This window comes from Microcoleus sp. AT9b-C3, assembly GCF_036705485.1.
GTDB lineage: Bacteria > Cyanobacteriota > Cyanobacteriia > Cyanobacteriales > Microcoleaceae > Microcoleus.
Map to the genome: position 1 here is coordinate 217600 of NZ_JAUBUR010000002.1, position 24057 is coordinate 241656.

22 protein-coding genes are annotated in these 24057 nt (G+C 44.9%); 10 read left to right on the top strand and 12 right to left on the bottom strand.

Annotated features, from left to right (window positions below; all coding sequences use genetic code 11):
• Positions 1-85 precede the first annotated feature (85 nt).
• From QUB77_RS02690 to QUB77_RS02705, 4 genes are all read right to left on the bottom strand, one after another.
• Positions 86-670 (bottom strand): hypothetical protein, encoded by a 585-nt coding sequence (locus QUB77_RS02690; RefSeq protein WP_333173077.1) that lies wholly within the window; start codon positions 668-670, stop codon positions 86-88.
• A gap of 87 nt (positions 671-757) precedes the next feature.
• Positions 758-1612 carry a tetratricopeptide repeat protein gene (locus tag QUB77_RS02695; protein WP_333173074.1) on the bottom strand — a complete coding sequence of 285 codons (855 nt, stop codon included), beginning with the start codon at positions 1610-1612 and terminating at the stop codon, positions 758-760.
• A 128-nt stretch (positions 1613-1740) separates the two neighbouring features.
• Positions 1741-3375: a protein kinase domain-containing protein gene (locus tag QUB77_RS02700; RefSeq protein WP_333173071.1), complete on the bottom strand. Its 1635-nt coding sequence runs from the start codon at positions 3373-3375 to the stop codon at positions 1741-1743.
• Positions 3372-5018 (bottom strand): NB-ARC domain-containing protein, encoded by a 1647-nt coding sequence (locus QUB77_RS02705; RefSeq protein ID WP_333173067.1) that lies wholly within the window; start codon positions 5016-5018, stop codon positions 3372-3374. The genes QUB77_RS02700 and QUB77_RS02705 overlap by 4 nt, the downstream gene beginning before the upstream one ends.
• A 225-nt stretch (positions 5019-5243) precedes the next feature.
• On the opposite strand from QUB77_RS02705, the gene QUB77_RS02710 reads away from it, so the two are divergent.
• The 3 genes from QUB77_RS02710 (at position 5244) to QUB77_RS02720 (ending at position 7222) form a co-directional block, all read left to right on the top strand.
• Positions 5244-5834 (top strand): C39 family peptidase, encoded by a 591-nt coding sequence (locus QUB77_RS02710; protein WP_333173065.1) that lies wholly within the window; start codon positions 5244-5246, stop codon positions 5832-5834.
• Positions 5835-6040: 206 nt separating this feature from the next.
• Positions 6041-6868: an N-acetylmuramoyl-L-alanine amidase gene (locus tag QUB77_RS02715; RefSeq protein ID WP_333173063.1), complete on the top strand. Its 828-nt coding sequence runs from the start codon at positions 6041-6043 to the stop codon at positions 6866-6868.
• A gap of 99 nt (positions 6869-6967) precedes the next feature.
• Positions 6968-7222 carry a hypothetical protein gene (locus QUB77_RS02720; protein ID WP_333173060.1) on the top strand — a complete coding sequence of 85 codons (255 nt, stop codon included), beginning with the start codon at positions 6968-6970 and terminating at the stop codon, positions 7220-7222.
• Between the two features lie 302 nt (positions 7223-7524).
• On the opposite strand, the gene QUB77_RS02725 is transcribed toward QUB77_RS02720, so the two are convergent.
• Complete coding sequence (locus QUB77_RS02725) at positions 7525-8139, bottom strand: pentapeptide repeat-containing protein (protein ID WP_333173058.1); 615 nt, start codon at positions 8137-8139, stop codon at positions 7525-7527.
• Positions 8140-8212: 73 nt separating this feature from the next.
• On the opposite strand from QUB77_RS02725, the gene QUB77_RS02730 reads away from it, so the two are divergent.
• From QUB77_RS02730 to QUB77_RS02755, 6 genes are all read left to right on the top strand, one after another.
• Entirely contained in the window at positions 8213-9646 is a 1434-nt protein-coding gene (locus QUB77_RS02730) for a hypothetical protein (protein ID WP_333173055.1), read from the top strand.
• Between the two features lie 396 nt (positions 9647-10042).
• Complete coding sequence (locus QUB77_RS02735) at positions 10043-11626, top strand: chloride channel protein (protein ID WP_333173054.1); 1584 nt, start codon at positions 10043-10045, stop codon at positions 11624-11626.
• A 62-nt stretch (positions 11627-11688) separates the two neighbouring features.
• Positions 11689-12588 (top strand): Rpn family recombination-promoting nuclease/putative transposase, encoded by a 900-nt coding sequence (locus QUB77_RS02740; RefSeq protein ID WP_333173051.1) that lies wholly within the window; start codon positions 11689-11691, stop codon positions 12586-12588.
• A 58-nt stretch (positions 12589-12646) separates the two neighbouring features.
• A complete protein-coding gene (locus QUB77_RS02745) occupies positions 12647-13228 on the top strand; it encodes an HAD family hydrolase (protein ID WP_333173048.1) in 582 nt (193 codons plus the stop codon).
• A gap of 217 nt (positions 13229-13445) precedes the next feature.
• Entirely contained in the window at positions 13446-13883 is a 438-nt protein-coding gene (locus tag QUB77_RS02750; RefSeq protein ID WP_333173046.1) for a J domain-containing protein, read from the top strand.
• A 90-nt stretch (positions 13884-13973) separates the two neighbouring features.
• Positions 13974-14246, top strand: coding sequence for a DUF3143 domain-containing protein (locus tag QUB77_RS02755; protein ID WP_333039717.1), 273 nt, complete (start codon positions 13974-13976; stop codon positions 14244-14246).
• Positions 14247-14391: 145 nt separating this feature from the next.
• Here the strand turns inward: QUB77_RS02755 and QUB77_RS02760 are convergent, their stop codons facing one another.
• The 3 genes from QUB77_RS02760 to lysA all read right to left on the bottom strand — a co-directional run bounded on the left by QUB77_RS02760 (position 14392) and on the right by lysA (position 17708).
• The gene (locus tag QUB77_RS02760) at positions 14392-15138 is read right to left on the bottom strand and encodes an isoprenyl transferase (RefSeq protein WP_333074010.1); all 747 of its coding nucleotides are present in this window, start codon (positions 15136-15138) and stop codon (positions 14392-14394) included.
• A gap of 20 nt (positions 15139-15158) precedes the next feature.
• Positions 15159-16052 (bottom strand): diadenylate cyclase CdaA, encoded by an 894-nt coding sequence (gene cdaA / locus QUB77_RS02765; RefSeq protein ID WP_333173043.1) that lies wholly within the window; start codon positions 16050-16052, stop codon positions 15159-15161.
• A gap of 237 nt (positions 16053-16289) precedes the next feature.
• Positions 16290-17708 carry a diaminopimelate decarboxylase gene (lysA, locus tag QUB77_RS02770; protein WP_333173122.1) on the bottom strand — a complete coding sequence of 473 codons (1419 nt, stop codon included), beginning with the start codon at positions 17706-17708 and terminating at the stop codon, positions 16290-16292.
• Between the two features lie 179 nt (positions 17709-17887).
• Here lysA and rimI point away from each other — a divergent pair, with 179 nt between their 5' ends.
• Complete coding sequence (rimI, locus tag QUB77_RS02775; protein ID WP_333173041.1) at positions 17888-18499, top strand: ribosomal protein S18-alanine N-acetyltransferase; 612 nt, start codon at positions 17888-17890, stop codon at positions 18497-18499.
• Between the two features lie 365 nt (positions 18500-18864).
• Here rimI and QUB77_RS02780 read toward each other — a convergent pair whose 3' ends face one another.
• The 4 genes from QUB77_RS02780 to QUB77_RS02795 form a co-directional block, all read right to left on the bottom strand.
• Positions 18865-20784, bottom strand: a complete 1920-nt coding sequence (locus QUB77_RS02780; protein ID WP_333173038.1) for a pentapeptide repeat-containing protein — start codon at positions 20782-20784, stop codon at positions 18865-18867.
• Positions 20785-20913: 129 nt separating this feature from the next.
• Positions 20914-21231 (bottom strand): hypothetical protein, encoded by a 318-nt coding sequence (locus QUB77_RS02785; RefSeq protein WP_333173035.1) that lies wholly within the window; start codon positions 21229-21231, stop codon positions 20914-20916.
• Between the two features lie 162 nt (positions 21232-21393).
• A complete protein-coding gene (locus QUB77_RS02790) occupies positions 21394-21864 on the bottom strand; it encodes a hypothetical protein (protein ID WP_333173032.1) in 471 nt (156 codons plus the stop codon).
• A gap of 69 nt (positions 21865-21933) precedes the next feature.
• Positions 21934-23997 carry a histidine phosphatase family protein gene (locus QUB77_RS02795; protein WP_333173029.1) on the bottom strand — a complete coding sequence of 688 codons (2064 nt, stop codon included), beginning with the start codon at positions 23995-23997 and terminating at the stop codon, positions 21934-21936.
• Positions 23998-24057: the final 60 nt, after the last annotated feature.

The following is a 24057-nucleotide window of genomic DNA, read 5'->3' on the forward strand; positions in this document are numbered from 1 at the left end:
TAGGAACAAAGTGCTATCAAAACGGATTTGATATGACTCATTTTTTAAGGAGAAGGCGAGGGGGGTGAAGGAGGTTCAAGTTCCATTAACTATCAGGGGTTGGCGTTGGGGGTGGATGGTCTACTCCCTTTTTTGCTGCTTCTGCTCCTCTTCTCATTAGTCGAGCGATATCAGGGGTTGGCGTTGGGGGTGTATCGTCTACTCCCTTTACTGCTGCTTCTACTCCTGCTTCTGCTCCTCTTCTCATTAGTCGATCGCTCTCAATTATCAGACGAGAAGCTAGTGGTGGTTTTCCTAGGTCTGACAGTCCTTTTTCTATTGTTATTTTTAGTCTATTTGTATCCTTTTCAGGAGCAGGAGGTGGTGGCGGTTCAGCATCCGATCCTGAATCTGGTTCTAATAATAGTGAGAGGGGCTTTCGCGATTCTATATTTGGTCGAGAATCTGATTCTGATAATAGTGGCTCTAAGGACTCTAAGGATAGCCTACATATATCGGTAATAGTAGCTAGAGTGTATGCTAAACCGCTTAGATCGCCCATTTTCTGATAAATAGCTAAAGCAGCTTGGCAAAGTTGTAAAGCAGCACTATAGTTTTTTGCTTCAACCTCCTTGTAAGCTTCCTGAAATAATTCCTCAGCTACCTGACTGGCAGATTTGTCATCGCTCATTTTCGTTCTTGCCTCTCACCTCATGATTTCCAATTTCATACTCACTCTAAAAACTGTTCTCCGGAAAAAATCAAAATTTTCTATAAATTAACTCCCCAATCCTCCGGCAAAGCGTTGCGGTTTTGCCAAACTTGCCTTGAGTTTGGCAATCTGCGTTTCAATTTCCTTGACTCTTGGCGTATTTCCTAAAGCTTTGTGACTGTTTATGGCTTGCGTCAACCAGCGAACAGCTTCTTGCTTCTCGCCGATCGCCCCGTACAACTCCCCCAAAGCCTCCTCTAACTGCGCTTGCTCCCCGATGTCTTTGGCTGCACTAGCTAATTCCTGTGCTTTTAGATAATTGCTCTCTGCCAGCAATGTCACCCCTTCTTGCCAGTATAAATCGCCGAGCTTGCGATAGGCAATAGCTTCTTGAAAACCCGGTGCTACCAATGCTTCCAATGTCTCGATCGCCTCTGATTTCAAATCCGAACCGATGTAAAAATAAGCACCTTGCAAAGCTTTGGTTTTCTCGGCAATTGTTTGACTGTTAATTAGCTCGATCGCCCCTTTCACCAGTTGCTTTTGGGTCGTTGGTAGCATTCTGAAGCTGCGATCGCCCAGTTTTTCCTCCTCAGATGTCCTGCCGTTCTCAGCTTTTACCACCAGTAAATACACAAATCCCGGTTCCAGTTGTGGTGTTCCCGGATACACTACTTCATTTCCATTAACTTTTGTTTCCCAAATTGCCCGATCGCCCTTCACTAAACTCACAGTATAATTATTAACACCGGGAACTTTATTCCAACGCAATTTCGGGCGATCGTTCAGCAATAATGTACGCCGAGGACTGATAATATAAGGAATTAAGACATCAAGAGGCCCGCGAGGATCGGCAGTATAATCGTCACAATTAGCCAGGAAAATTTCTTGTTGAGGAGCCTCTGAAACTTGTGGAGTCAATCCATTAATTACAGGATAAACCTTTGATGCTGTTGTTATCAAGATTACAGGCAGTAACAAAAAACTCAAGAAATAAGTATTTTTTTTTATACCGATTAATGTAAACTTGGATAGAGGATTATTTTTCATTACTTATTACGTAAATTATTTACAGCCGGAGTTAACTGTAAGTCGTCAAATTTTTTGCTGAATTCTTGCAGCACCCATCTCTGTTCTTCAGGAAATTCATATGGCAATTTATCAGAGCATTTTTTCCAATTGGATATAGATGCTTGTTTATTGCCTTGACGTTCTAAAAGAACAGCTTCCAAACAGTAAGCAACAGAGCGCTCGCTAGCAATATTAATCGCTTTCGTCAGGTTATTGTTAGCCTCTTCATATCGCCCTAACTCCAACTGCGCCCAACCTAAATTTTTGTGTATAGTGTACGTTGTCTTAATATCTGTGGCAAGTGGTAAAGCTTTTTCTAACAGCGGTAGAGCTTTCGCATATTGTCGATCTAAAATTTCCAGCCGCGCCAAATTATTTAAAGCTTTATTAACACCTGCATTGAGCGCAATTTGATATGCAGCGCGAGCCTTTTCATACTCTTGTTTGTCTTCATAAATTACGCCTAAGTTATAGTTAACTCTTCCATCATTTGGTTGAAATAATAGAGCTGTTTTATAATATAATTCGGCAGTCTCTAAACGTTTATTTACGTAATTACTCAAACCTTTTTTGTTAAGATAAAATACTATTTTGGGTGATAAGATCCACCAACTACCTAGCAAAAACAAGCTAGCTAGAGCTAGTTTACCTACCCAGTTAAAACTTAGCTTATCTGCGTTCGCATTCGTTTTACTTCGCTCGATCGAGGAATGAATTTCTGGCAAGGATTTCGCCAAGCTTTCCAAGGGCGATCGCGAGTTTACCCCTGCCAAAATTTGCAATATTTCCTGGCAAGTTTGCGGTCGCTTTCCGGGAAAAATTGCCATCATTCGGTCGAGCGAATCTGCCAGATGCGGTGAAAGTTGCGTTGCTTTATCTCGCCATATCAATTCACCAGTGTCAGGATTTTTAGGTAAATCGATGGGCACTTTTCCTGTCAGTAAATAAACCAAAGTACGTCCTAAAGCAAAGAAATCAGATTGCGGTACTGCATGACCATCTGCTTGTTCGCTTGGCGTATAACCAGCGGAAATAATCGCCGTGCCTGTATAATTTTCTTTTTGTTGCCGCAAGTAAGTTTCTGTTACTTCTCGCACCGCACCAAAATCAACTAATAGCACTTTTCCATCCGGCTTTAACATGATATTGGACGGTTTAATATCTCGGTGAAAATACTGTTGATCGTGCAGTAAATTGAGAATTTTTGTTAGTTGAGTTAACCACTCAATGGCTGTTTCTGTAGTTATTGGTTGATTGGCTCTTGCTAACATCCACTCTTGTAAATTTTGACCTGGTATTTTCTCCATTACCAGACATGGTAACGCTTTGCTACTACCTTCAGGCCAAGTAAAATAGCCGTCTGTTTCTACACGAGGAATGCCAGGATGCCTTTGGCTCATTAAGAACTCTGCTTCTCGCTGAAATAAAATGGTGGCTTTTTGCTTAATATCTGGGTTATTAAACTTATCCAAATTCAAAACTTTTAATACTTTGGTAATACCACCATCATCTACTTCAAAAATATCGCCAAAGCCACCGCCACCAATCCGAGCGATCACTTGATAGCGACCTTGAAGTAAAAACCCTGGATAAATTAAGCTACTTGAAGTCATCTTTCTGTTTCTCCCAGCAGTTTTAAAATATTTTTTTCAGCGTACTTACCAGCTTGAGAAGGAGATTTACGCAATTTTAATAAAAGTTCTTCTAGCTGCTTTTGAAAAGGACTCCCCAGTGTCAAGTTCAAACGCTCTCTAATTATATTGAACATCGGGTTTTGCTGAGTAGTTTTAGCACCCTCTATTTCCGGCTTTTCATCTAAACCATGACTTCCGATTAAACCTAGGTTTTCGAGAGATTCCGCTTGCATTGCTTCTCGAAGATTTTGACATATTTGTTCAACCAGTTTATGAGTAACATATTTCATCATCACAGGTTCGAGAGTGAATTTGGATTCAGCACTAGAAGGGGAAAGCTCTTTTTCGATTAAGGAACGTCTTACCAAGGATTCTAATACTGTTAGTAATTCTGAACTAGAAACGCCGGCTGATAATTTTGCTTTCAATTGGTTCAAGGAAATCGGCTGCTGTTCTATTGCCAGCCAGTACATCACAGCTTTTCCTACATCTGATAACCGCTGAAAATGTTCGTTAAGTAAATTGCCAAAAATATCGCCAATAACTAAGGAGCTTTGAGCGATAAATTGACTAATATTGCCATTAAACAACTCTTGAATTGTGGTACCAGTAAATTTCAGTGCAGCAGGATGACCTCGGTATATTTGTATCAGTTCATCTAAGCCGTTTTCTGAGGCAGAAAACCCAATGGCCGCCAAAAGCATTTTTGCCTCTGTTTGTTTTAAGCCTTTAACTTGTAATGTACGCACAGGTAAGGTTTCGCCTGCTAAAGAGGATATCTCTACAGGTTTTTCTCGCGAGAGGAGTAACAAGCAACTTTGATGCCTTTCTTCTCCGATTCGCCGCAGTAGTTGACCGTACCCTTGATAACCGTCTCGGTAGTACCCAGCAATGTCTCCACTTCGCAAAATCATTTCCCAATCATCTAGGATTAGCAAACAACGGCGATCGCGCAAATTCTTGAGCAGGGAAGAAATTTGCTCGTCTACAGTGGTTGGAAGTTGCGTGTCTTGGGAACTGCTTGCAAATGCGTTCAACTCACTCAAGATTGTCAGCAAGGGAGGTGCTTGGCGGAGACTGCGCCAAATTAAATATTCAAATCCACCCTGAATTTGTTCTCCCAGTTTAGCAGTCAGAGCCGTTTTACCAATACCTCCCATACCCAACAGCGCCACCAAGCGGCACCGATCGCGGAGTATCCATTGACTGAGGGTGTTGAGTTCTACGGCGCGACCGACAAAATTTGAGGCATCCGGTGCTTCACCCCAATCTTGGCGTAAAGGAGTGCCTGTATCCTGTATTTCTGGTGCTAAGTCAGAGGTTATAGGTGCAGTTGGCTGTGCGACTGTCTCTGACTCCAAGAGCGATCGCCTTTCCAATGCCGCTTGAAAGTTTTTTTTACTGACCCTTTCCCCCAAAGCTTCAGAAAGCAGCTTCCATAACTTGGGGCCAACATCTTGCATCAGGTATTCGGCAGCATATCCGTAAGTCTCTGCAATCTTATGATACTCATGACCGTGCCAAGATCCTGTCAGAATTATTACTTCTATATCTTTTAAGTGTCTGTTTGTTTTGGCAAATACGGCGGTATCTGCGAGTTTCAGCCCTTCTTCAAAATTCATAAGGTTAAAAATTTTTCATTGGATCTTGAGTATAACCTGAAGTTTACTGAGGTTTACTTAGTTAGACTGAGGTTGCCTCAGTATTTTTATTTTTGTATTGAACTTTAACAACTTAAGTTATCTATATAGACCGTACAATAACAACTCGCTACTGTAGACATATCAGCTCAAACAAACGATAGGAAGCCAAATCAATCATTTACAACACTTACCTGGAGATAAATTATGACTGTTAATCATAACGTTCCGTATTTCAGTCAAGAAGATAACGAGATTCAGCCCTGGCGCACTTGCGGTGCTACAAGTGCGGCAATGTGTCTGAAATACTTTCAAGTTGCAGATTTAGGTTCCTTTCCACAGTACGAAGATGATGTGAAAAAACGTTTCGATCGGCTGGGAATAGCTCACGGTTCTCCTGATGGCATCAAAAGATTGTTAGAGGGTTTAGGGTTGAGAGATAATTTGACATTGAAAGGGAGTCTTTCAGACATCACTCGCTCTCTCGATTCTGGCGAGATCTGTATATTGCATGGCTATTGGACGAATTCGGGTCACATTCTAGTTATTCGCGGTTATAACGACAAGGGGGACTTTTTTGTGAACGATCCAGCCGGAGAGTGGTTCCACTCAGGCTATCGGAAAAATTCCCCATCTTCACCAGATAACAAGGGCGAAAACAAGTTATACAGTCGTAAATTGATATCCTCCGCTGGCAATGCTTTTAATTTGCGTGAAGCTTTATCTTTTTATGACAATTGGGACAGTAGCAAAATTGACTCTACTGCAACAATGTGGCTGCATCGAATTTCCAAATAACGCTAAATAGTTCCTGCGTTTGCGATTGATATCGCTTCCAGTGGATTACCCCTAAAAAAGATTTGTAGTGAAGACTTTAGTCCGCATTTTTACAAAATCTGCAACAAAGGACTTCAGTCCTTACTACAAACATTAGCATAAACGGAAGTTGCCCCCTCCGTGAGGTAACTTCCACCTAAAAATCAAACAATTCGGAGTCATTTTTTATGCCATTTACAGCAAAAATTGTAACAGCAGAAGCGTGGGGAGCCAGACCGCCAAAATCTGGAACGTTTCCTTTCCACAGGACTATTCCCCCCTATATCATCGTCCACCATACAGACAACCCAAACCCTCCCAACGATGCCTCAAAAGGCACGCTTGAAGGAGCCATTCAGTTAGCGCGAAACATTCAAAATTTTCATATGGATAAGCGTGGCTGGTCGGACTCAGGACACAATTTCTTAAATACAACTGGAGGGTTGATTTTAGAAGGTCGGCACGGTTCTGTAGAGGCTGTGAAAAAAGGATTTTGCATCCAATCAGCCCACGCGGCGCAAGATCCGGGAAAACTAGCCAACGGCAATCAATCTCCCGGCATTGAAAATGAAGGAAATTTCATGACTTTCCCAATGAGTCCAAAGCAATGGGAAAGCCTTGTAGAACTCTGCGTTTCATTGTGCGATTCTTGCAAGATTAGTCCGCTCAATATTAAAGGACACAGAGATTTCAGCAATACCGATTGTCCGGGCGATTGGCTGTACGGTCAACTGCCTCGTTTGAGAAAACAAGTTGCTGATAAACTAGGTATGCGATTCACTCCCGAACAACTCGAAAACGAGTCGCAATTTGTGGCTCTAAGCTTTGGCTCAACTGGTCCAGCGGTTATCAAAATACAACAGCGATTGCGCGATCTGGGATTTAATCCAGGAGCAGTTGATGGTCTATTTGGTGAAAATACAGAAGCGGCTGTAAAAGCTTTCCAGCGTTCTGTTGGACTTGAAGATGATGGAAGAGTTGGTATCAACACTCGAACTAAGTTAGGGCTGAGTTAACTTTTCTTGAATCCTTAAACTCAAAAACTCTTGCGGGCAGGCATTCTGTCTGCCCAAGACTTGCTTTTCACTTCTATGTTTCTTGAGGAGGTTAATCAAATGACACATTCTTCTAGCGCTGAGACTCAACTCAATGCTTCCGATCGCGGAAAAGATTTTGCACATATTTTGCAAGAGGATAATGGAAAATACTCGACAATGCGAGCCATGAGTGTTATTGCGCTGATTGCAGCGATTGTGTTTGGCGCAATAACACTAACTAGCAAAAATTCTGAGGGCCAATATATCACAACTGCTTTTTTAGTTGGTGCTTTCGCGCCAAAAGCTGTTCAAAGATTTGCAGAACGTCTGTAAGTAAAGTTGGTATGACTTACGCACAGGGGCTTAGAAACCGGGTTGTTTTACGAAAATACGCAGGTTGTGACCCGCAGATTCGGTAAAAAACCCGATTTCTGAAGTCGGAGTGCGTCCAAGACTGGCTAAGTTAGATAGATGATTAAAGCAGCCGACGCGCTTGTATAATCTGCTCTATTAGGATGACGATCGCACCTCACCTCTTCACTCCCTCACCCAATAACGGGAAATGAAGGTTGCAGGTGCGATCGCCATCTGCTCTGATTAATGACAACTGTCAACTGTCAACTGACAACTGACTTTCATTCATGCCGCGTACCATCAGGCATCACCGCACCCTTTAAATTCGCCCCTTCTAAATTAGTATCCAACAGCCAAGCATTTCTCAGATTAGCACCCTTCAAATTAGCATCTTCCAGATTTGCCATCCACAGATTAGCACCCTCCAAATTCGCCCCTTCCAAATCAGCGTTAACGAGAAAAATACCTTTCATAAAAGCACCTCTTAAGTTAACATTTCTCAAATTACTCTCTCCCCAATAAGCATCCTCTAAAAACGCATTTTCTAAATTGCTTCCCTCCAAATTTGCCCCAGCCAAATTGCTGCTGAGCAGGTAAACCCCAGCCAAATTTGCCTGTTTCAAGTTAGCATTTACCAAATGCGCGCTCCACAAATTGGCATCTTTCAGGTTGGCTTTTTCTAAATTGACGCCTTCCAGAAAAACTTCGCTCAAATTCGCCCCTGAAAGATTGCAACCTTGACATTCCCTCGCTGTCAGCAATTGCCGGACTTGATGCTTGACTGACGAACGGTTCGCTGCGAAAATGATTAAACCTGTAGCTGCTAAGGCAATAATACTAAAAGTCGCCATCCCGATCGCACTTAAAATCTTCCTTTGTCCCGCGCCTCGAAACATCCGCTTGCAGCCCCTAAAAATATTTCGATAATTGTTCGTATTTATAACCTAGTTCCTTCCTTCCCCTGCCCCTATGAAAAAACAGTTAAAATTTAAATTCCTGACGCTCGCACTTATTGCAAGCTTAGCAATAATCGGTGTCGGGTGCGATCGCCTTTTCAAAAAACCCTTTCAACTTCCCGCCTCAGCCAAACAAGAACCCTGGCCCATTCAAACAGGCCTCCGAGCAGCCATCCTCCGCGACAACATACCAACAGTCAACCGCGTAGTTTTAGTACCCGACGAAGCCACCTTCTTAGCAGCAATCCAAAAATGGAATCTCCAAGGAAACTGGCCTATTCTCATCGAAGACAAAAAATATACGCCCATGTTTTTGCAGCGCTTTAAACCCGAAGAAATAGTCCGTTTGCCAAGCATCAAACAGCAACTGCCAAAAAATCAAAAACTCCAACAATTAATGCTGAACGCCTCAGCAGCAGCTTGGAATGCCACCGATACTCAAACCTTAAAGGCAAAATGGAAGCAACTCGGCTGGGAACCCCCTGGAGTAGTAATCACATCAGAAAATGACCCCGCACGCTCAGCAGCAGTTGCCTTAGCAGCCGCTCACGGTCAACCTTTAGTATTTCTAGAAGGCAACTTCGGAAAACCCAACGATACCCTCAATAACACACAGTGGAAAAATCTGCAACTAGCAGTTACAAAAGCTGTCGAATCAACTGGATATTTTTACTCTCAACTCGCAGACGCGATCGACACAATAACCATTGTACGCCAACTAGCAGTCAAATATCAATCTCCTGAAAAACCAGACGAACAACTAGCCGTTACTGACGGTTTGGGAAGACACCCCAACGGCGAACGCTGGGCGGCTGTCGGCTGGATTTACGGTTCCGAGGTACGATCAATCTATCAAGCCATGTGTGCCATATTTCTCGATACCGAAACCGCCATGCTTTATGACACTTACCCCAAGGAAGGAAATTGGGCAAAATATGAAATGGAGGAAGCAGCTAGCGGACTAAAAAGCATAGGTTTAAATGTCGAAGTAGTGCATAAACCCGAATCTAACCTGGAAAAGTGGCGGAGTTTAGCCTCAAAACCGTGGACATTTGACTTAATATTAATGAATTCCAAAGGCTATCCAAAATCATTCCAAGTCGGCAACGGCGACGCTTCAGTTGAGGACATACCAAAACTCCAATTCCCCGCAGCAATCCACATGATCCACAGTTGGTCAGCAGCCGCCCCAGATGACACAAACACCGTTGCCGGAAGGTGGCTAGAAAATGGTGCTTACGCATATATTGGCAGCGTCAACGAACCTTTTTTATCTGCATTTATTCCACCTAAATTAATGGTCGATCGCCTAAAGCGAGGAGCACCCTTTTTAATCGCAGCACGCCAGCTAGAATCCCCTCCCTGGAAAGTCGCCACCATCGGCGATCCGCTAATGTCGATCGCCAAACCCAGACCAAGAATCCCGCCCAATCAACAACCGATGTGATATTATGCGCGAGCGAGGGATTTAAAATTGGAGATTTGAGATTTGTGGTTGTAAGGTAAAATCTCAAATCGCCAATTCTTTAATTTGAAAGTTGTTTTTTACTGAGTTATATGATATTACCCGTTCACTGATGCGATCGGCCTAACCACCCAAACTATAAATATAGTTAATTAGCATTATCGCCAGAGTATATCTAAGTTTGAATGTAACTGAGCATACAATCACGCCAAATCCGCCGCTCCTCAGAATCAGTCATTCCACCCCAGCGGCCCGCCCCAAAAATTTACCCTAAAATACGCCTTAATTAAGTTGTCAATTCCCCTAAAATCACTCAAAATGAAAATAAGAAATAAATTGTAATATTATATAACTTCTCACAGAAGAATTAACCGCTAAATGAGAGCCATCCCTCCTGTGGATCTGCCGCCACCCGGGCCAACCGCAGCAACTCCCCAAGCCTCCCGACTAAGCCCGCTATTCAACCGCCTGCACCCCAGCCCAGAAACCCTCCTGCTCATCCTCTCCCTAGTCATCGGGGGAGTTACGGGCGCAGGCGTCGTCACCTTTCACTACCTCATCCACTTCATCCACAGCGTGATGCTGGAAGACTTCATGGGGGCGATCGCGTCGAAAGGCTCTTGGACGCTAGCCTGCATTCCCACCCTCGGTGGAGTCATCATCGGGCTGATGCGGTGGCGGTTTCGGGACTTTGGCCCGAATATGTCTTCCTTAATTGCAGCCACCCGCGGCCTGCAAGAACTCTCCCCCCTCAAACCCATCACCAAAATGGTGGCAGCCTCAGTTTCCCTCGGCACCGGCGCCTCCCTCGGCCCGGAAGCCCCCAGCGTCGAAATCGGCGCTAATTTTGGAATGCTGCTGGCTCAAGTCTTGCAGCTCTCCCCAGAACGGCAGCGCTTGCTCCTCGGCGCCGGAGCTGCTGCAGGTTTATCTGCCGGGTTTAACTCTCCCATCGCCGGAGTGTTCTTTGCCTTAGAAGTCGTGCTCGGCAGCACCTTCGCCACTTCCTCAGTTAGCGTAGTCTTGCTCTCCGCCGTAGTTTCCGCGCTCATCGCTCAAATCTGCTTGGGATCTCAGCCGGCCTTTTCTTTGCCAGTCTACGATGTCCGCAGCCCCCTAGAACTGCCTCTGTACATGGGATTGGGACTTTTGGCGAGCGGAGTCTCCCTAGCCTACACAGAAGCAATTCAATTGGCCGATGGCTGTTTTCAAGGAAAAATCCGAGGATTTACTTGGCTCGGACGAATGCCCCGGCCGCTTCATCCCATCATCGGCGGGGCCTGCGTCGGCTTAGTCGCCCTGCAATTTCCTCAAATTTTGGGTGTCGGCTACGAAACAGTCCAAGCAATGCTCCAAGATGTTAAATTTTCCTTGCCTTTGCTGCTGCTGCTGCTGTTTGTCAAACTGGCGATGACCGCAATCAGCCTGGGCAGCGGTTTAGTGGGCGGCATCTTCGCTCCGGCGATGTTTTTGGGAGCTTCCCTGGGTTCGGCTTACGGCCTGTTTTTGGAAATGCTGCCGGCAATGAGCGATCGAGTCGCAGGCCCTGCCGCCTACGCAATGGTGGGAATGGCCGCCGTCCTCGCCGGCAGCGCCCGAGCACCGCTGACAGCCATCCTATTAATGTTTGAATTAACCCGCGATTACCGGATTGTCTTGCCTTTGATGGCAGCAGTCGGATTGAGCGTTTGGCTGGTGGAGTGGGTAAACCGTCGATCGACAGCCCACAGCCTCAACCTTCAGCAAATGGGCGTAGACGTGGCTGTCAATACACCGATCAAAGCCAGAGAACAGTTGCAAGATTGGGAAGATGTTCTGGGCGATCGTATCGTCACAGAACTGATTTCTTGCCAACTTCCCACCGACGGCGAACACAGGGACGATGAGCCTATGCTGGCGATCGCTAATGCACATTTGCCGGAAAATGTCAAACCATTACCTGAAACAAAATCAGCAGTTTGACCCCGGTCCAATCCCGTTGGTTCGTCACAAAACCAATAACTTCAAAGCTAAATCTGACAACTATGATATTTATCAACCCTAAAACCGATTACGCCTTCAAAAAAATATTCGGTTCCTCAGAAAGCAAAGACATTCTAATTAGCTTTCTCAACGCTCTAATTTATGAAGGCAATCCCACCATTGAAGACTTAGAAATTATCAACCCGAATCTGCCGCCCAAACTTGAAGGTTTGAAAGATAGTTATCTGGATGTGAAAGCCAAACTCAGCGATGGCACTTTAGTAATTATTGAAATGCAGGTGCTTAACGTACAGTCTTTTGGGAAACGAGTTTTGTACAATGCAGCGAAGACTTACGCTTTTCAATTGGAAGCAGCCCAAGGATATCGAATGCTGAAGCCAGTAATTGCTCTGACAATTACTGATTTTGAAATGTTTCCTAACAGCCCAGAATTTATTTCCCGATTTGTCTTCAAAGAAGTCAAGACAAATTTGACTTATCCCGAAAACGAGCTGGATTTAGTGTTTGTAGAGTTGCCCAAGTTTACCAAAGGACAGGAGGAACTTGAAACTTTAGCAGACAAATGGATTTATTTTATGAAAAATGCCAGAAGTCTGACATCGGTTCCAGAAACAATGGATAGCATACCAGAAATACATGAAGCTTTTAATATTGCGAATCAAGCCAGTTTGAGCAGAGAGGAAGTGGAAGATTTGGACAGAAGAGAACAGTTTATTTATGACCAACAGGGAGCAATTATTAAGGCTGTTCAGGACGGCATAGAAAAAGGCATAGAACAAGGACGAGAACAAGGCATAGAACAAGGACGAGAACAAGGAATGCGAGAAAAGGCGATCGCGATCGCCAGACAATTAATTTCACAGCTAGATAATGCAATGATTAGCCAACTTACCGGGCTTAGCCTTGAGGAGGTGCAAAATTTGCGATCGGGCGATTCATAGTTTAAAGTAATTGGGTACAGGGAGTAGACCTAGACATAGTGATGAACGATTTTTGATTGTGGATTCTCTAAAAAAACTATTGATACTCGATATTGATGAAACTTTAATTTATGCTACCGAAGCATCTCTACCTCGGCAAGCTGACTTTTTAGTGGGGCAATATCAGATTTACAAACGACCGTTTCTTGATGTCTTTTTGAAAAAATGCCTAGACTGGTTTGAGGTTGCAGTTTGGACATCTTCTACGCCGTCTTATGCGAGCGCAATTGTGTCAGCCATCTTTGAAAATCCTAAAACTTTATCCTTTGTGTGGGCAAGCGATCGCTGCACAGTTGCTTGCGATATTGAATGCTGGGAATATTACAATCGCAAAAATATAAAAAAGGTCAAGCGTAAAGGATATCGTCTAGAGTCAATCATTGCAGTAGATGATACGCCTCAAAAGTGGGAGCGCAGCTATGGCAATCTGGTGCGAGTAAATCCCTTTGAGGGGGATGAGACGGATGATGAATTGAAGTATTTGCTGCTTTACTTGGATAAACTCAGATATGAAGAAAATATCCGCAGTGTCGAGAAAAGGTTCTGGCGAAATCGGCTTACCCGATCAATCGGTGAGTCAGATATCTCAAACACGCAGTAAGTGGCATCACAAATCGATGAAGCGGACGGCCTGAATATCTTGGTGCTGAGTTTGAGGTTACTTGCCGTCGCTGATCACCCACCCTCAACCCCTCGACATCGCAGACAGTGGCGCTACCCTCAACTCTGAGCTAAAATAATCAAAAACTATTCACAACAAGCCCAGAGGCGCTGAGGTGACTCTTAACGAGGGAACTGCACAAAACCAAAGTCAGAAAATGCCAGGAAAAGCCCCCTTGGGTTCCACTCATTACAGCTTGTTAGGGCTGCATCCTTCAGCCTCAGCGATCGAAATTCGGCGATCGTACCGGGAACTGAGCAAACTCTACCATCCCGATACCACCAAGCTGCCTCCCGCAGTCGCCACCGCTAAATTTCAGCAGCTCAACAACGCCTACGCCACCCTCAGCAACCCAGAACGTCGCCTCGCCTACGACCTCAAAATAGGCTATTCTCGCCAGAACGTGATTGGGCCACCCCCAGGCTTCAATACTCCGGTTTCGGGATCGGGCAAAAAAACTTACAACTCCGCTTACCTAGATCCCACGGATCGACCTCTTTCCCCCGGAGAAATGTTCGCTCTGTTTATCATGGGAGCTAGCTTAATCGGATGTTTGGTACTGGCGATCGCGATCGGCTTAATTCGCGGCAATTAAAGCCTCAAATCCCAAATCTCCAATTTAAAATCGGAAATCCTCAATCCGAAATCCCCAATCTAAAATCTAAAATCTAAAATCTAAAATCCCATGACTCTTCCTTCCGCTGACACTCCTTTGTACAACCATCCACTCCCGGAAATCGAGCAGTGGCTAAAAAGCCGAGGCTGCCAGCAAGATCGGCGAGAACTCCACTGCTGGCAGATCGAGCAACTTACATGGAAAGCAGAACTCTCCCTCGATATTGACCAACTCACCGTCCGCTACATCGATGCTGGAGCCGACGGCCAAGACATTCAGCGAGCATTCAAATACTCGCTCTCACGTCAGGACATTGAAGCGGCCGTTTTCTCCGGCCCCTAATTTGATTTTAGATTTTAGATTTTAGATTTTAGATTGGAGGACAAATCTAAAATCTAAAATCGTTATGTTGAGCAGGAGATGACCTACTGGGAAACAGAAAAATCAACCAAAAAATCTAAAATCTAAAATCCCAAATCCAAAATCGTTAGACTTTGCCAAATCGGCGGTTGCGTTGCTGATAAGTAGACAAAGCGCGGTGAAACTCCGATCGATCAAAATCCGGCCACAGCGTCTCAGTAATGTAAATTTCCGAATAAGCCATTTGCCATAGTAGAAAATTGCTCAACCGCATTTCCCCACTTGTCCGGATCAGCAAATCCGGGTCACAAACATCAGCAGTATACAAATAGCGTTTAAATAAAACCTCATCAATCTCCTCCGGCTGCAACTTGCCCTCTTTCACCTGAGTGGCGATCGCCCGACAAGCTTGTACAATCTCCTGACGCCCCCCGTAATTCGTCGCCACCGTAAACAAAATCCCCTGATTGTGCTGAGTGGCCGTCACAGAACGCTCGATTTGGGCCTGCAAAGACTTCGGCAAAGCCTGCAAATTCCCCATAAATTGAATTTGCACGTCCTCGTCCACCATCTCGCGCAATTCTTGCCGCAACTTTCCCTCAAACAAACTCATTAAAAAATCCACCTCTCCGGCCGGCCGCCCCCAATTCTCCGTCGAAAAAGCATAGGCCGTTAAAGCTGGAATCCCCCAATCTTTGCAGCAGCGCAGCAGTTCCTTCAAAGTGCTAGCTCCTCGGCGGTGTCCCGCAATCCGCGGCAACCCCTTCTTCTGAGCCCAGCGCCCGTTCCCGTCCATAATCACTGCTATGTGCTTAGGCAGTAGTTCTTGTTGCAGATCCTCCGGCAACTTTTCCAAGCAAATTCCTTGACTCATGGTTTCTCCCGATTACCCGACTAACGGCGCAGTATCCGTTTTAATAGCGTCACTCCCTTCAATCCTATCTGGCGTCCGAGATTGCCGATCGGAATTGGAGCCACAGCTCTTTCTCCTTCGGACGGAAACAGCTTTGCTTCCAGCAATTCCTTAAGTTTGTTGCTAGTCAAAGGTCGATTTAAAGTTCCCATCTGGGCTAAAGAAATAGAACCAGTTTCCTCCGAGACTACCACGCACACGCAAGCTTGCACCCGTTCCGTAATTCCCATCGCCGCCCGGTGGCGGGTTCCCAACTGCCGCGACGCAGTGCGATCGGACAAAGGCAAAATTACCCCCGCCGACACGATCCGCGAACCTCGAATCAAAACAGCTCCGTCGTGCAGCAAAGTTTGCGGCTGAAAGATAGTCTGCAACAATTCTTTAGAAACTTCAGCATTTAGCTTTAATCCCGGCACTGAAAAATCCCGATCGTCGATCGGGGAATCTGTTTCTATAATTAGTAAAGCGCCCGTGCGGTTTTGCGAAAGTTCTTTTACTGCGTCCACAATTTCATCTATTACGCTGTCCGGTTCGGGAGTTGGTCGGCGATCGCGTCCAAACAATTGCCGAAATTCCCCCCGACCCAATTGTTCCAGAAATCGGCGAAACTCCGACTGCAATATTACCGCCATTGCCACAGCCGAACCAGTCACCAAGCTGTTGAGGGCAACGTGCAACAGCCTCAATCCAGCCCAGTTGCTCACCGCCGCCGCCAGCATCAAAATAATAAATCCCCGTACCATCCACAGCGTTCTGCGCTCGCCAACAATGACGAGCACCAAATACGCAAGCGCAAATACCAGTCCAATATCGATCCCTTGAATCAATAAGGACTGAACCAGGGCCAAGTCAAAGCCAGATTGTTGATTGTTCATGGTTCATCGAACGCTACCGCCTGTGAACCGCGAACCGTGATGCACTCGAACCCATGAACCATGAACAGTTGTTATAAGGAATATGCTGAAAATCCCCGTGTTTTTAGACCGGGGAGTGTCAATCCAATCGCGTGACTGAACAAGGCAAAAGTTAAAAGTGAAAAAGCAATCATCATTAAGTAAACATGGATTGTCTTTCTTTTAACTTTTAACTTTTAACTTTTAACTTTTAAGTTTTTACTTTTGAGATCCGAGTCGTTCAGGAAGGCGGTCAAGCCTCAGCAAATCCTGGTAAGTTTCCCGCTGTATAATCGTGTTAACTTCCCCATTTCTCACTAAAACCGCAGCCGGTCGGGGCACTCGGTTGTAGTTAGAAGCCATGCTGTAATTGTATGCCCCTGTAGCCGTAACCGCGAGGACATCTCCTGCCTGACACTCTGGCAATTTGGCATCTTTAATCAGAACATCGCCTGACTCGCAGTGTTTCCCAGCAATTGTCACTGTTTCCGTTAAGGGAGCAGACATTTTACCGGCTGCGAGGACTCGATAAACTGATTGATAGGTAATAGGACGCGGATTGTCCGACATCCCTCCATCCACAGCTAGATACGTCCGCATTTGGGGAATGACTTTTTTAGAGCCAACGGTGTAAGCTGTAACGCAAGCTGTACCGACGAGCGATCGACCCGGTTCGCATAGCAATTTCGGTAATGGCAATTTCTGCCGCTCGCAAGCTGCTACCACTGCAGAGCAAATTGTACGAGCCCAATCTTCTATGCTGGGAGGATCGTCCGCTTCAGTATAGCGAATGCCCAACCCGCCGCCAATATTAATTTCTGTCGCTGGCAAACCATAACTCTGTGCTTTTGTCAAGGCCTGAATTATGACTTCGGCTAAATCGTCATGGGGTTGCAGTTCAAAAATCTGAGAGCCGATGTGAGCGTGCACTCCCACGCAAAATAACGACGATTGTTGGCTGATGAATTTAAATACTCGATCGAGCGAATTAGGATCAAAGCCAAATTTACTATCGATTTGACCCGTTTGAATGTACTCGTGGGTGTGACACTCAATTCCAGGAGTAAACCGCACCATAACTCGTGTCGGCCCACCTGTGAGGCTGCTGACACCCAATTCTCCCAATTCTGCTAGAGTCTCTAAATCCCGCCAATTGTCGGCTACGGTAATGCAGCCGTTTTCGACAGCTAGCTGGAGTTCCTCGCGGGACTTGTTGTTACCGTGGAAGTAGATTTTGTCGGGACTGACGCCGGCTTGCAGTGCAGTATAGATTTCTCCGGCGGATACGACATCTATCCCTAAACCTTCCGAAGCTGCGATCGCGCAAACTGCCAAACAACTCCAAGCTTTAGAAGCATAGAGCACTTGAGATTCGCCCGGATAGTAACGCCCGAAAGCATCCCGGTACTGGGTGCAAGCAGCCCGCAGCGTTTCTTCGTCTAAAATGTACAACGGCGAGCCAAATTGCTCCACCAAAGCTGTCACCTCGCAGCCTCCGATTTCCAACCGATCGCTGCTGTTAACACTGGCTGTCAGCGGTAACAGTTCTTGATTGGGCGATCGAGTTTGCAGGGCTTGTTGAGACTCAGACAGATACTTAAGTCCCGATTCCACCCCGATAGATTGAGTTGATACCATCGCGCAATAACTATCCTTACGGTCTTTCCCAGTGTACAATTGACGGCAAGCAATTGGGTCAGTTGCCCCCAGATTCATTCCGCAAGCAGGCTGACTGACTGAGACGCGCTCGAACTCCGCATCCTTGCAGTGAGTAATGATCAAATCTAAAATCTCAAATCTCAAATTTAAAATCGGCTGTGCGTTTTCTACAAATTAAACATCTCGCGGCAGAACACCTCAACAGTGCAGTCGAACTCGATCGACTTTGTTTTGGCGGACTTTGGGCGATCGAAGGCTACAGGCGCGAGTTAGACAGTCCTAACAGCGATTTATTAGGTCTTTGGACATGGGAAACTGAGGACTGTGAATCAGATCAAAACCTGGCGGGCACGGGGACACCGCCCCTACAGATTCCGCAAACTCTCATTGGTATCGGTTGTTTGTGGGCGATTTTAGAAGAAGCTCACATTATAATGCTGGCAATTCATCCTCAGTTTCAAGGTCAGGGTTTGGGACAAGCTCTGCTTTTGGCTTTGCTAAAATCGGCTTGTGACAGGCAATTAGAGCGATCGACTTTAGAGGTGCGGGATTCTAATTTAGTGGCAGTTTACCTGTACAAAAAATTTGGTTTTAAAGAGGCTGGACGGCGCAAGCGATACTACGAAGACACCGGAGAAGATGCTCTGGTAATGTGGCGCAGCGGTCTGGAAAAACCAGATTTTCAGCGATATTTGGCGGATGAGAAAGTGCAGATGTGCGATCGGCTGCATCAGAAAAACTGGCATTTGGCGATCGATAGTGGCTCTTAATTACCTGTTATGCTTAACTTGTAATTAAGCATCATAACTTGGCTGTACAATAAAGGGTTCTAGCCGTGGGTCGCCCGTATTTTTAGCCTCAAACGCTAAGGATAATGACTACACTTATTACCTAGCAAAGCTTTTAGGCTAGCGGACAAGTCTGTTTAGGATACCAAGTAAGGAAGAAGCACATTTTAGCACAATTTGTATTTTTAGTAGGTTTTTATGTTAGCCCTTTTTGTAGATGTTTGCACTCATTGAGATGCACCCTTTCGCATATCGCATTTCCGTAAGCCAAAGCTTTTCTACTAAAAGGGTGACGACAATTTTAGTAGAAAAGCAGACAAAAATATCATCAAAAAGCTGGCGTCAACTTATTCGTTTTTGACCCCATCTTCCAGAGACTTATACTTTGAGCCATCAGGCATAACAGCACCTGTGAGCAAAGCACCACTCAGGTCAGAAATGCTAACTTTAGCACCTTTTAGATTTGCACCACTTAGGTAGGCACTATTCAGATTAGCACCACTCAAACTAGCATTCCTCAAATTGACGCCACTCATGTTTGCGTTACTCAAGTCCGCACAAATTAAATTAGCGTCACTGAGGTTGGCATTACTGAGATTAACCTGACTCAAGCGAGCAAAACCTAGCTTGGCATGGCTGAGATTAGCACCCGCAAGTTTAGCTTGACTGAGGTTAGCATTATCGAGGTTGGCATGGCTCAAATTTGCATTACTGAGATCGGTCTTACTCAAATTAGCTGCACTCAGATTTGCCCCAGAGAGATTAATAGCTATTAACTCTGCATCAGGAGAATCCAAACCTCTCAGAGAAACACCATCTGAGTTCAAATCTTGGAGTGCCAGAATTCTTGCATAGCTAACTTTTACGCTGTGTGCTGCATCGATCGTACTCCAAGCTTGGTAGTGAAATTGCTTCCGGCGATCGGGCGCTTCCTTAATGAATAAAATTAAAGCAACGACTATACTAAGAGCCTCAACACTCTGCAAAACCTCTCCAATCAGAGAGTTATCATCCGCCGCCACATAAATTATGATGAACACAACTGCTGAAACACTAGCCACTAACCACGTGGGTTGTGTCCAAAAATTATCAATGAATTTTTCTAAAATTCCTTTAAGAAATTCACCTAATTGCTGAACGAATGATTGACCCTGAAATTGCTGATAACTATCAGTTATTTTCGAGAGCGTTTTTTGGATAATTTCACCATCGAACTGAATTGATACTAAAGGCTTTTTCTGTTCCTCGGTTGGTGGCGCGATCGGCTTAGATTCGTTCAGTAATTGCGTTTCTAATTCTTTTGGCTGATGGTGGATGACATCTTTTTTATCTGCGACAACATTTGGTGAAGAATCTGCACCTGCGCCTTTTAACATCAAACCAGTAATTTTTCTGTAGGCATCTGTCCACGCCCGCTTTACTTCGGGAGTCCAATCTTCTTGGAGATACTGCTCAAAAGCCATCAGCAGTGCGTCTCCAACTGGCCCATAATATTTGGGAATTACCCCATAGCCGATGTGTCTGCCTCCCAAGGCGTTGAGAACAGGCCCTAAAGCTTCAGGAGAGCGGAGATTTTCTACTACCAATACCAAAGCATTTATGAGCTTTTTCTGTTGCTTTTCTATATCAATATTCGCAAAGAGCGGTTGAAATTCCGGGTGAGAGAGGAAGAGGTTTTCGTAGAAGCTAGCGGCAAATTCATCAGCACGAGGTTTGATTTTATCGAAACTGCTTTCCAGTACCTCTACGGCTAACTCTGGCTCTTTTTCGGGAATGGATTCTAGCTGGTGATTAGCTGCTATACTTACCTGTTTATCGGGAATAATCTCTGTTTCTAATTGAACTTCTTCAGGTGTAGTTTCTACACCTGCGCCTTTTAACATCAAAGCAGTAATCGCTCCGTAGGCATCGATCCATGCTTGTTTGACTTCAATAGTCCAATCTTCCTGAAGATACTCCTCAAAGGTCATTAGTAGCGCTTCTCCAACGGCCGGGTAAGAATTGGCGATCGCTCCATAACTGACGTGTCTGCCTCCCAGTGCGTTGAGAACTGGCCCTAAAGCCTCTGGAGAACGAAGATTTTCTACTACCAAAACCAGAGAGTTAAGCAGCTTTTTCTGTTGCTTTGCCATATCGGTATTGGCAAACAGAGGTTTTACTTGTGGATAAAGTTTAAACAGGTTTTCGTAGAAGCTAGCGGCAAATTCATCAGCACGAGGTTTGATTTTCTCGAAACTTTGCTCTAAAAGTTTAACATTTAAAGACATATTGTTGTTTCTCTCTTGAAATTTGACTATCCCTTGTCTTTAGACAGGTTTTTTAACCCAGATCTGATGAATGTTTTTGATAGAGTATGTGGAGCCTGAGAGTTTCTTTGCTGACGCTAGGGTCAGATATTACCAACTTAAATTTTCCAACTCTTGCCGCAGGGTAGCCATAAAGTCTTCTGCATCCTTGATGCCCATTTCTCCTAAAGCTTTCCACTCTTCACTGCTGTAATCTAAATCGAGTCCCATCACGTCTTGCGTCCAATAGGGCAAATTAGATGGGTTTTCCATTAACTCACAGGTTATTTTTAAGATTTCTGTTCCGGTTGTCTTTTGTCTAGCTTTTGTCGCCAAGCAAAAGGAGAGCAATTTAGCTAAATTACTTTGTGGTGGAATGGCTATTAGAAATGCCATGTTTTGTGCGAGTACAAACTTGTCTAATTTCATTGGATATTTTCCTCTTCCTAGTTTTAAGGTACTTACGCAAGTATTTTTTTTATTTCACTGAAAACCACAGGACTTACATCGTATAATTTTCTTAGTTTCAGAGTCTTTGTAGTTAACGCAGGTAGCCGAACATTCCGTAAGTATTGCACCATCCGCTGCTGTCTAACAGAGAATTTCTATGGAATCAGGCAGTTGTATCAGCCATGAGTGAGCGCTTTGAGCGATCGCGTACCGATAAGGAATAATTGCGTCATGAATACTGCGGTAAACCCAGTTGACAAACAGTATAGCTTCTTTGTTGACTTCATCCGAGTAAAAGATCGAAATTGATACTCTTGCCTCATATTGAATTGTGGTGTCAATCACGCCTTCATGGCTGTCGGCTGTGACATCATGGGCATGAATGAGTTTCCAAGGAATGCCCAACTTTGATTCATTCGGTGTAACAGCAAAATGCTCATTATTCCAACCAGTAGCGACGAGGCGTCCATCACGCTTTTTAACTTGGAGTGTCTTGCCCATTGCTTCGATGCGCTGGCAGACTTCTTGCAACGATTTGAGAGCTATTTTTGCCAGAGAGCGTTTCCTCGGTAGATGTAAATAAAAGGGTAGAGTTGGTTTTCGGTTGTGCAAATTTCCTAGGTTTTGTGCCTTGACTACCCCTACCCTAAGCAAAGATGTTATGGCTTATTGAGCCATAGTTTAGATTTGAGCAACGTTAAGGTTAGCAACCAACCCATAGGTGGATACATACTCTTCTAATTCTGCTAAATCAACTGTGCCATTTTTATCGGAGTCAAGAGTATTAAAAAGATAATCAGTGATATAGCTTCTGACTTCTTCAGAGCTACGTTCGCCTGTTGTCATATCTTCGATTAGCCCTAACAACTCCATAATCTCGGTTTTATCGAGCGACTTACTTCCATCCGTATCTAATTGCATGAAAAGCTTTTTGATATCTTCTGTTGCCACTCTCGAAGAACGCAGTGTTTCTCTCAGTATGTCATTACCAAATGAATTCATGAACAATATCTGTTCGATGAGTGGTATGCAGAAGAACCCCAGGGCTGCCCAAAAAATTGCATATCTTACGGCTGCGGGATTTGCAGTTGCACTAACTCCGATGAAAAGAGCCGCCCAAAGGAAAAAGTTTGGATTCACAAGCAAGATATAAGCATCCCGAGCTTCTGCCTTACTTAGCTTGCCCTTTGTAAATACTGAGGTTAATACAGCCAAAACGCGCATTGAGACAAAGACCAAAGTTCCCAATGCTAGCTGTTGCAGACAGGCTAGGGAGCGGTTCGGATCGGTTGAAGAAAATATATCCGAAATGAAGGTTGATGGAGTAAACTGAAACCCTGTTGCCAAGGCCATGAATGCGACAGCAAGCACTCCGATGAATTTCCAGTTTTTACTGTGGTGGTTTGATTCCACCGGGGATTTGTCGCGCCAAAACTGGGCGATCGCACCCGGTATTGCCAGACCTACAATTAGAATGATGCCGAAAAACATCAGGCTGTCAACATTAATGGGTAAATTGGCAACCTTCAATGTAGCCAGAAGCGCCAGTGGAGCAACGATTGATAACGTTCTTGACAATAAAGCCGACGGATAAAGATTGCCGCCCCAAAGCACGGATAAAACTGGGGAAGTAAGGGCTGGGGGAACCATCCAAAACAGCACCCACAAAACTTTGTACAAATCCGCTTCAGTCTGATACAAAAATCCAGAAAATATTAAAAATAGCCCAACTACCCATCGCACTGCCATCCACCCGTAAACTAGATACTTCACAGTAGAGGTTACTTTGCGTTTACTCGCGGCAAAGTCAATGTCTAGGTAGGTATAAAACGTTGAGGCGGCAAGACACGCAACGATTATCGATCGAAATAGGACTGACGGAATTCCTGCTTCTGAGGTGCTGATTGCCCTTGCTAAGCTTCCCAGCAAGAAGGCAGTGGCATAGATCAAAATCGCCCACATAATCGAAAGATCGTTGATCTCTTTCCGCACAGAAGCGGCACCACCAGATTCCTTGTCGCGAAACTTGACGAGATCCACACCGCTGAGAGCTTTACCATTGGGAAGTTTCAGGTGTTTATAAGCTGTCGGCGGCAGACCGCTTAAATAAAGTGCTAGAGGCTCCAATACATATTGGTGGCACACTACTAGAACTGTTTCACCGCGTTCCAAGTGCGGTACTATTTTGTCTTCGTAGAAACGGGCAGCGCGAGAATAAACTTGGGCAATCTTTTCGCCCGCCGGAGGTGCTTCGTTGTGCGAGTGCAACATTTCCTCAAAGCCTTCGTAGCCGAGTGCTAGACGCAGCAAATTTAGGTTGCGACCCGCAAAAATGCCAAAGGATTTCTCGCTAATTCGATGATCTATCTCAACGGGGGTATTTGGTGATTTTAGTGCTTGACTTTCAGCAAGGGCTATTTCACAGGTTTGCCTAGCGCGTCTCATGTGGGAGACATATACTGCGTCAAACTTTGTACCTTTTTTCTTCAGGTCAACACCAGCACGGCGTGCCTGCAATCGGCCAAAGGATGTGAGGTCAACATCCAGAACTCCTGCAAAAATGTTGCGTTCGTTACTGGTACTTTCACCGTGCCGAATAAAGTAGACACGTCCTAGGTGTTCTGCATTGAATTCTTTTGGTGAAGCTGCAGAAGTTGTTGTGGCTGCATCCTGGACTTTACTTGTAACTTCGATCGCTCCATTTTCGGTACTTTGTACCCCATCATCTAAGTTTCTAGTGTTCATTATTTACTTTCACTACGCCTTAAACAGGATTTAGATTCTTTTCCACGATTGAAGTTAGAG

What these genes read in the sequence shown, in the direction of transcription:
- QUB77_RS02700 (WP_333173071.1), bottom strand. Translation starts at nt 3,375, where the DNA reads ATGACTTCAAGTAGCTTAATTTATCCAGGGTTTTTACTTCAAGGTCGC.
- QUB77_RS02785 (WP_333173035.1), bottom strand. Translation starts at nt 21,231, where the DNA reads ATGAAATTAGACAAGTTTGTACTCGCACAAAACATGGCATTTCTAATA.
- QUB77_RS02750 (WP_333173046.1), top strand. Translation starts at nt 13,446, where the DNA reads ATGCCAGGAAAAGCCCCCTTGGGTTCCACTCATTACAGCTTGTTAGGG.
- QUB77_RS02690 (WP_333173077.1), bottom strand. Translation starts at nt 670, where the DNA reads ATGAGCGATGACAAATCTGCCAGTCAGGTAGCTGAGGAATTATTTCAG.
- QUB77_RS02720 (WP_333173060.1), top strand. Translation starts at nt 6,968, where the DNA reads ATGACACATTCTTCTAGCGCTGAGACTCAACTCAATGCTTCCGATCGC.
- QUB77_RS02715 (WP_333173063.1), top strand. Translation starts at nt 6,041, where the DNA reads ATGCCATTTACAGCAAAAATTGTAACAGCAGAAGCGTGGGGAGCCAGA.
- QUB77_RS02760 (WP_333074010.1), bottom strand. Translation starts at nt 15,138, where the DNA reads ATGAGTCAAGGAATTTGCTTGGAAAAGTTGCCGGAGGATCTGCAACAA.
- QUB77_RS02725 (WP_333173058.1), bottom strand. Translation starts at nt 8,139, where the DNA reads ATGTTTCGAGGCGCGGGACAAAGGAAGATTTTAAGTGCGATCGGGATG.
- QUB77_RS02755 (WP_333039717.1), top strand. Translation starts at nt 13,974, where the DNA reads ATGACTCTTCCTTCCGCTGACACTCCTTTGTACAACCATCCACTCCCG.
- QUB77_RS02795 (WP_333173029.1), bottom strand. Translation starts at nt 23,997, where the DNA reads ATGAACACTAGAAACTTAGATGATGGGGTACAAAGTACCGAAAATGGA.
- QUB77_RS02730 (WP_333173055.1), top strand. Translation starts at nt 8,213, where the DNA reads ATGAAAAAACAGTTAAAATTTAAATTCCTGACGCTCGCACTTATTGCA.
- lysA (WP_333173122.1), bottom strand. Translation starts at nt 17,708, where the DNA reads ATGGTATCAACTCAATCTATCGGGGTGGAATCGGGACTTAAGTATCTG.
- QUB77_RS02740 (WP_333173051.1), top strand. Translation starts at nt 11,689, where the DNA reads ATGATATTTATCAACCCTAAAACCGATTACGCCTTCAAAAAAATATTC.
- QUB77_RS02705 (WP_333173067.1), bottom strand. Translation starts at nt 5,018, where the DNA reads ATGAATTTTGAAGAAGGGCTGAAACTCGCAGATACCGCCGTATTTGCC.
- QUB77_RS02735 (WP_333173054.1), top strand. Translation starts at nt 10,043, where the DNA reads ATGAGAGCCATCCCTCCTGTGGATCTGCCGCCACCCGGGCCAACCGCA.
- cdaA (WP_333173043.1), bottom strand. Translation starts at nt 16,052, where the DNA reads ATGAACAATCAACAATCTGGCTTTGACTTGGCCCTGGTTCAGTCCTTA.
- QUB77_RS02710 (WP_333173065.1), top strand. Translation starts at nt 5,244, where the DNA reads ATGACTGTTAATCATAACGTTCCGTATTTCAGTCAAGAAGATAACGAG.
- QUB77_RS02780 (WP_333173038.1), bottom strand. Translation starts at nt 20,784, where the DNA reads ATGTCTTTAAATGTTAAACTTTTAGAGCAAAGTTTCGAGAAAATCAAA.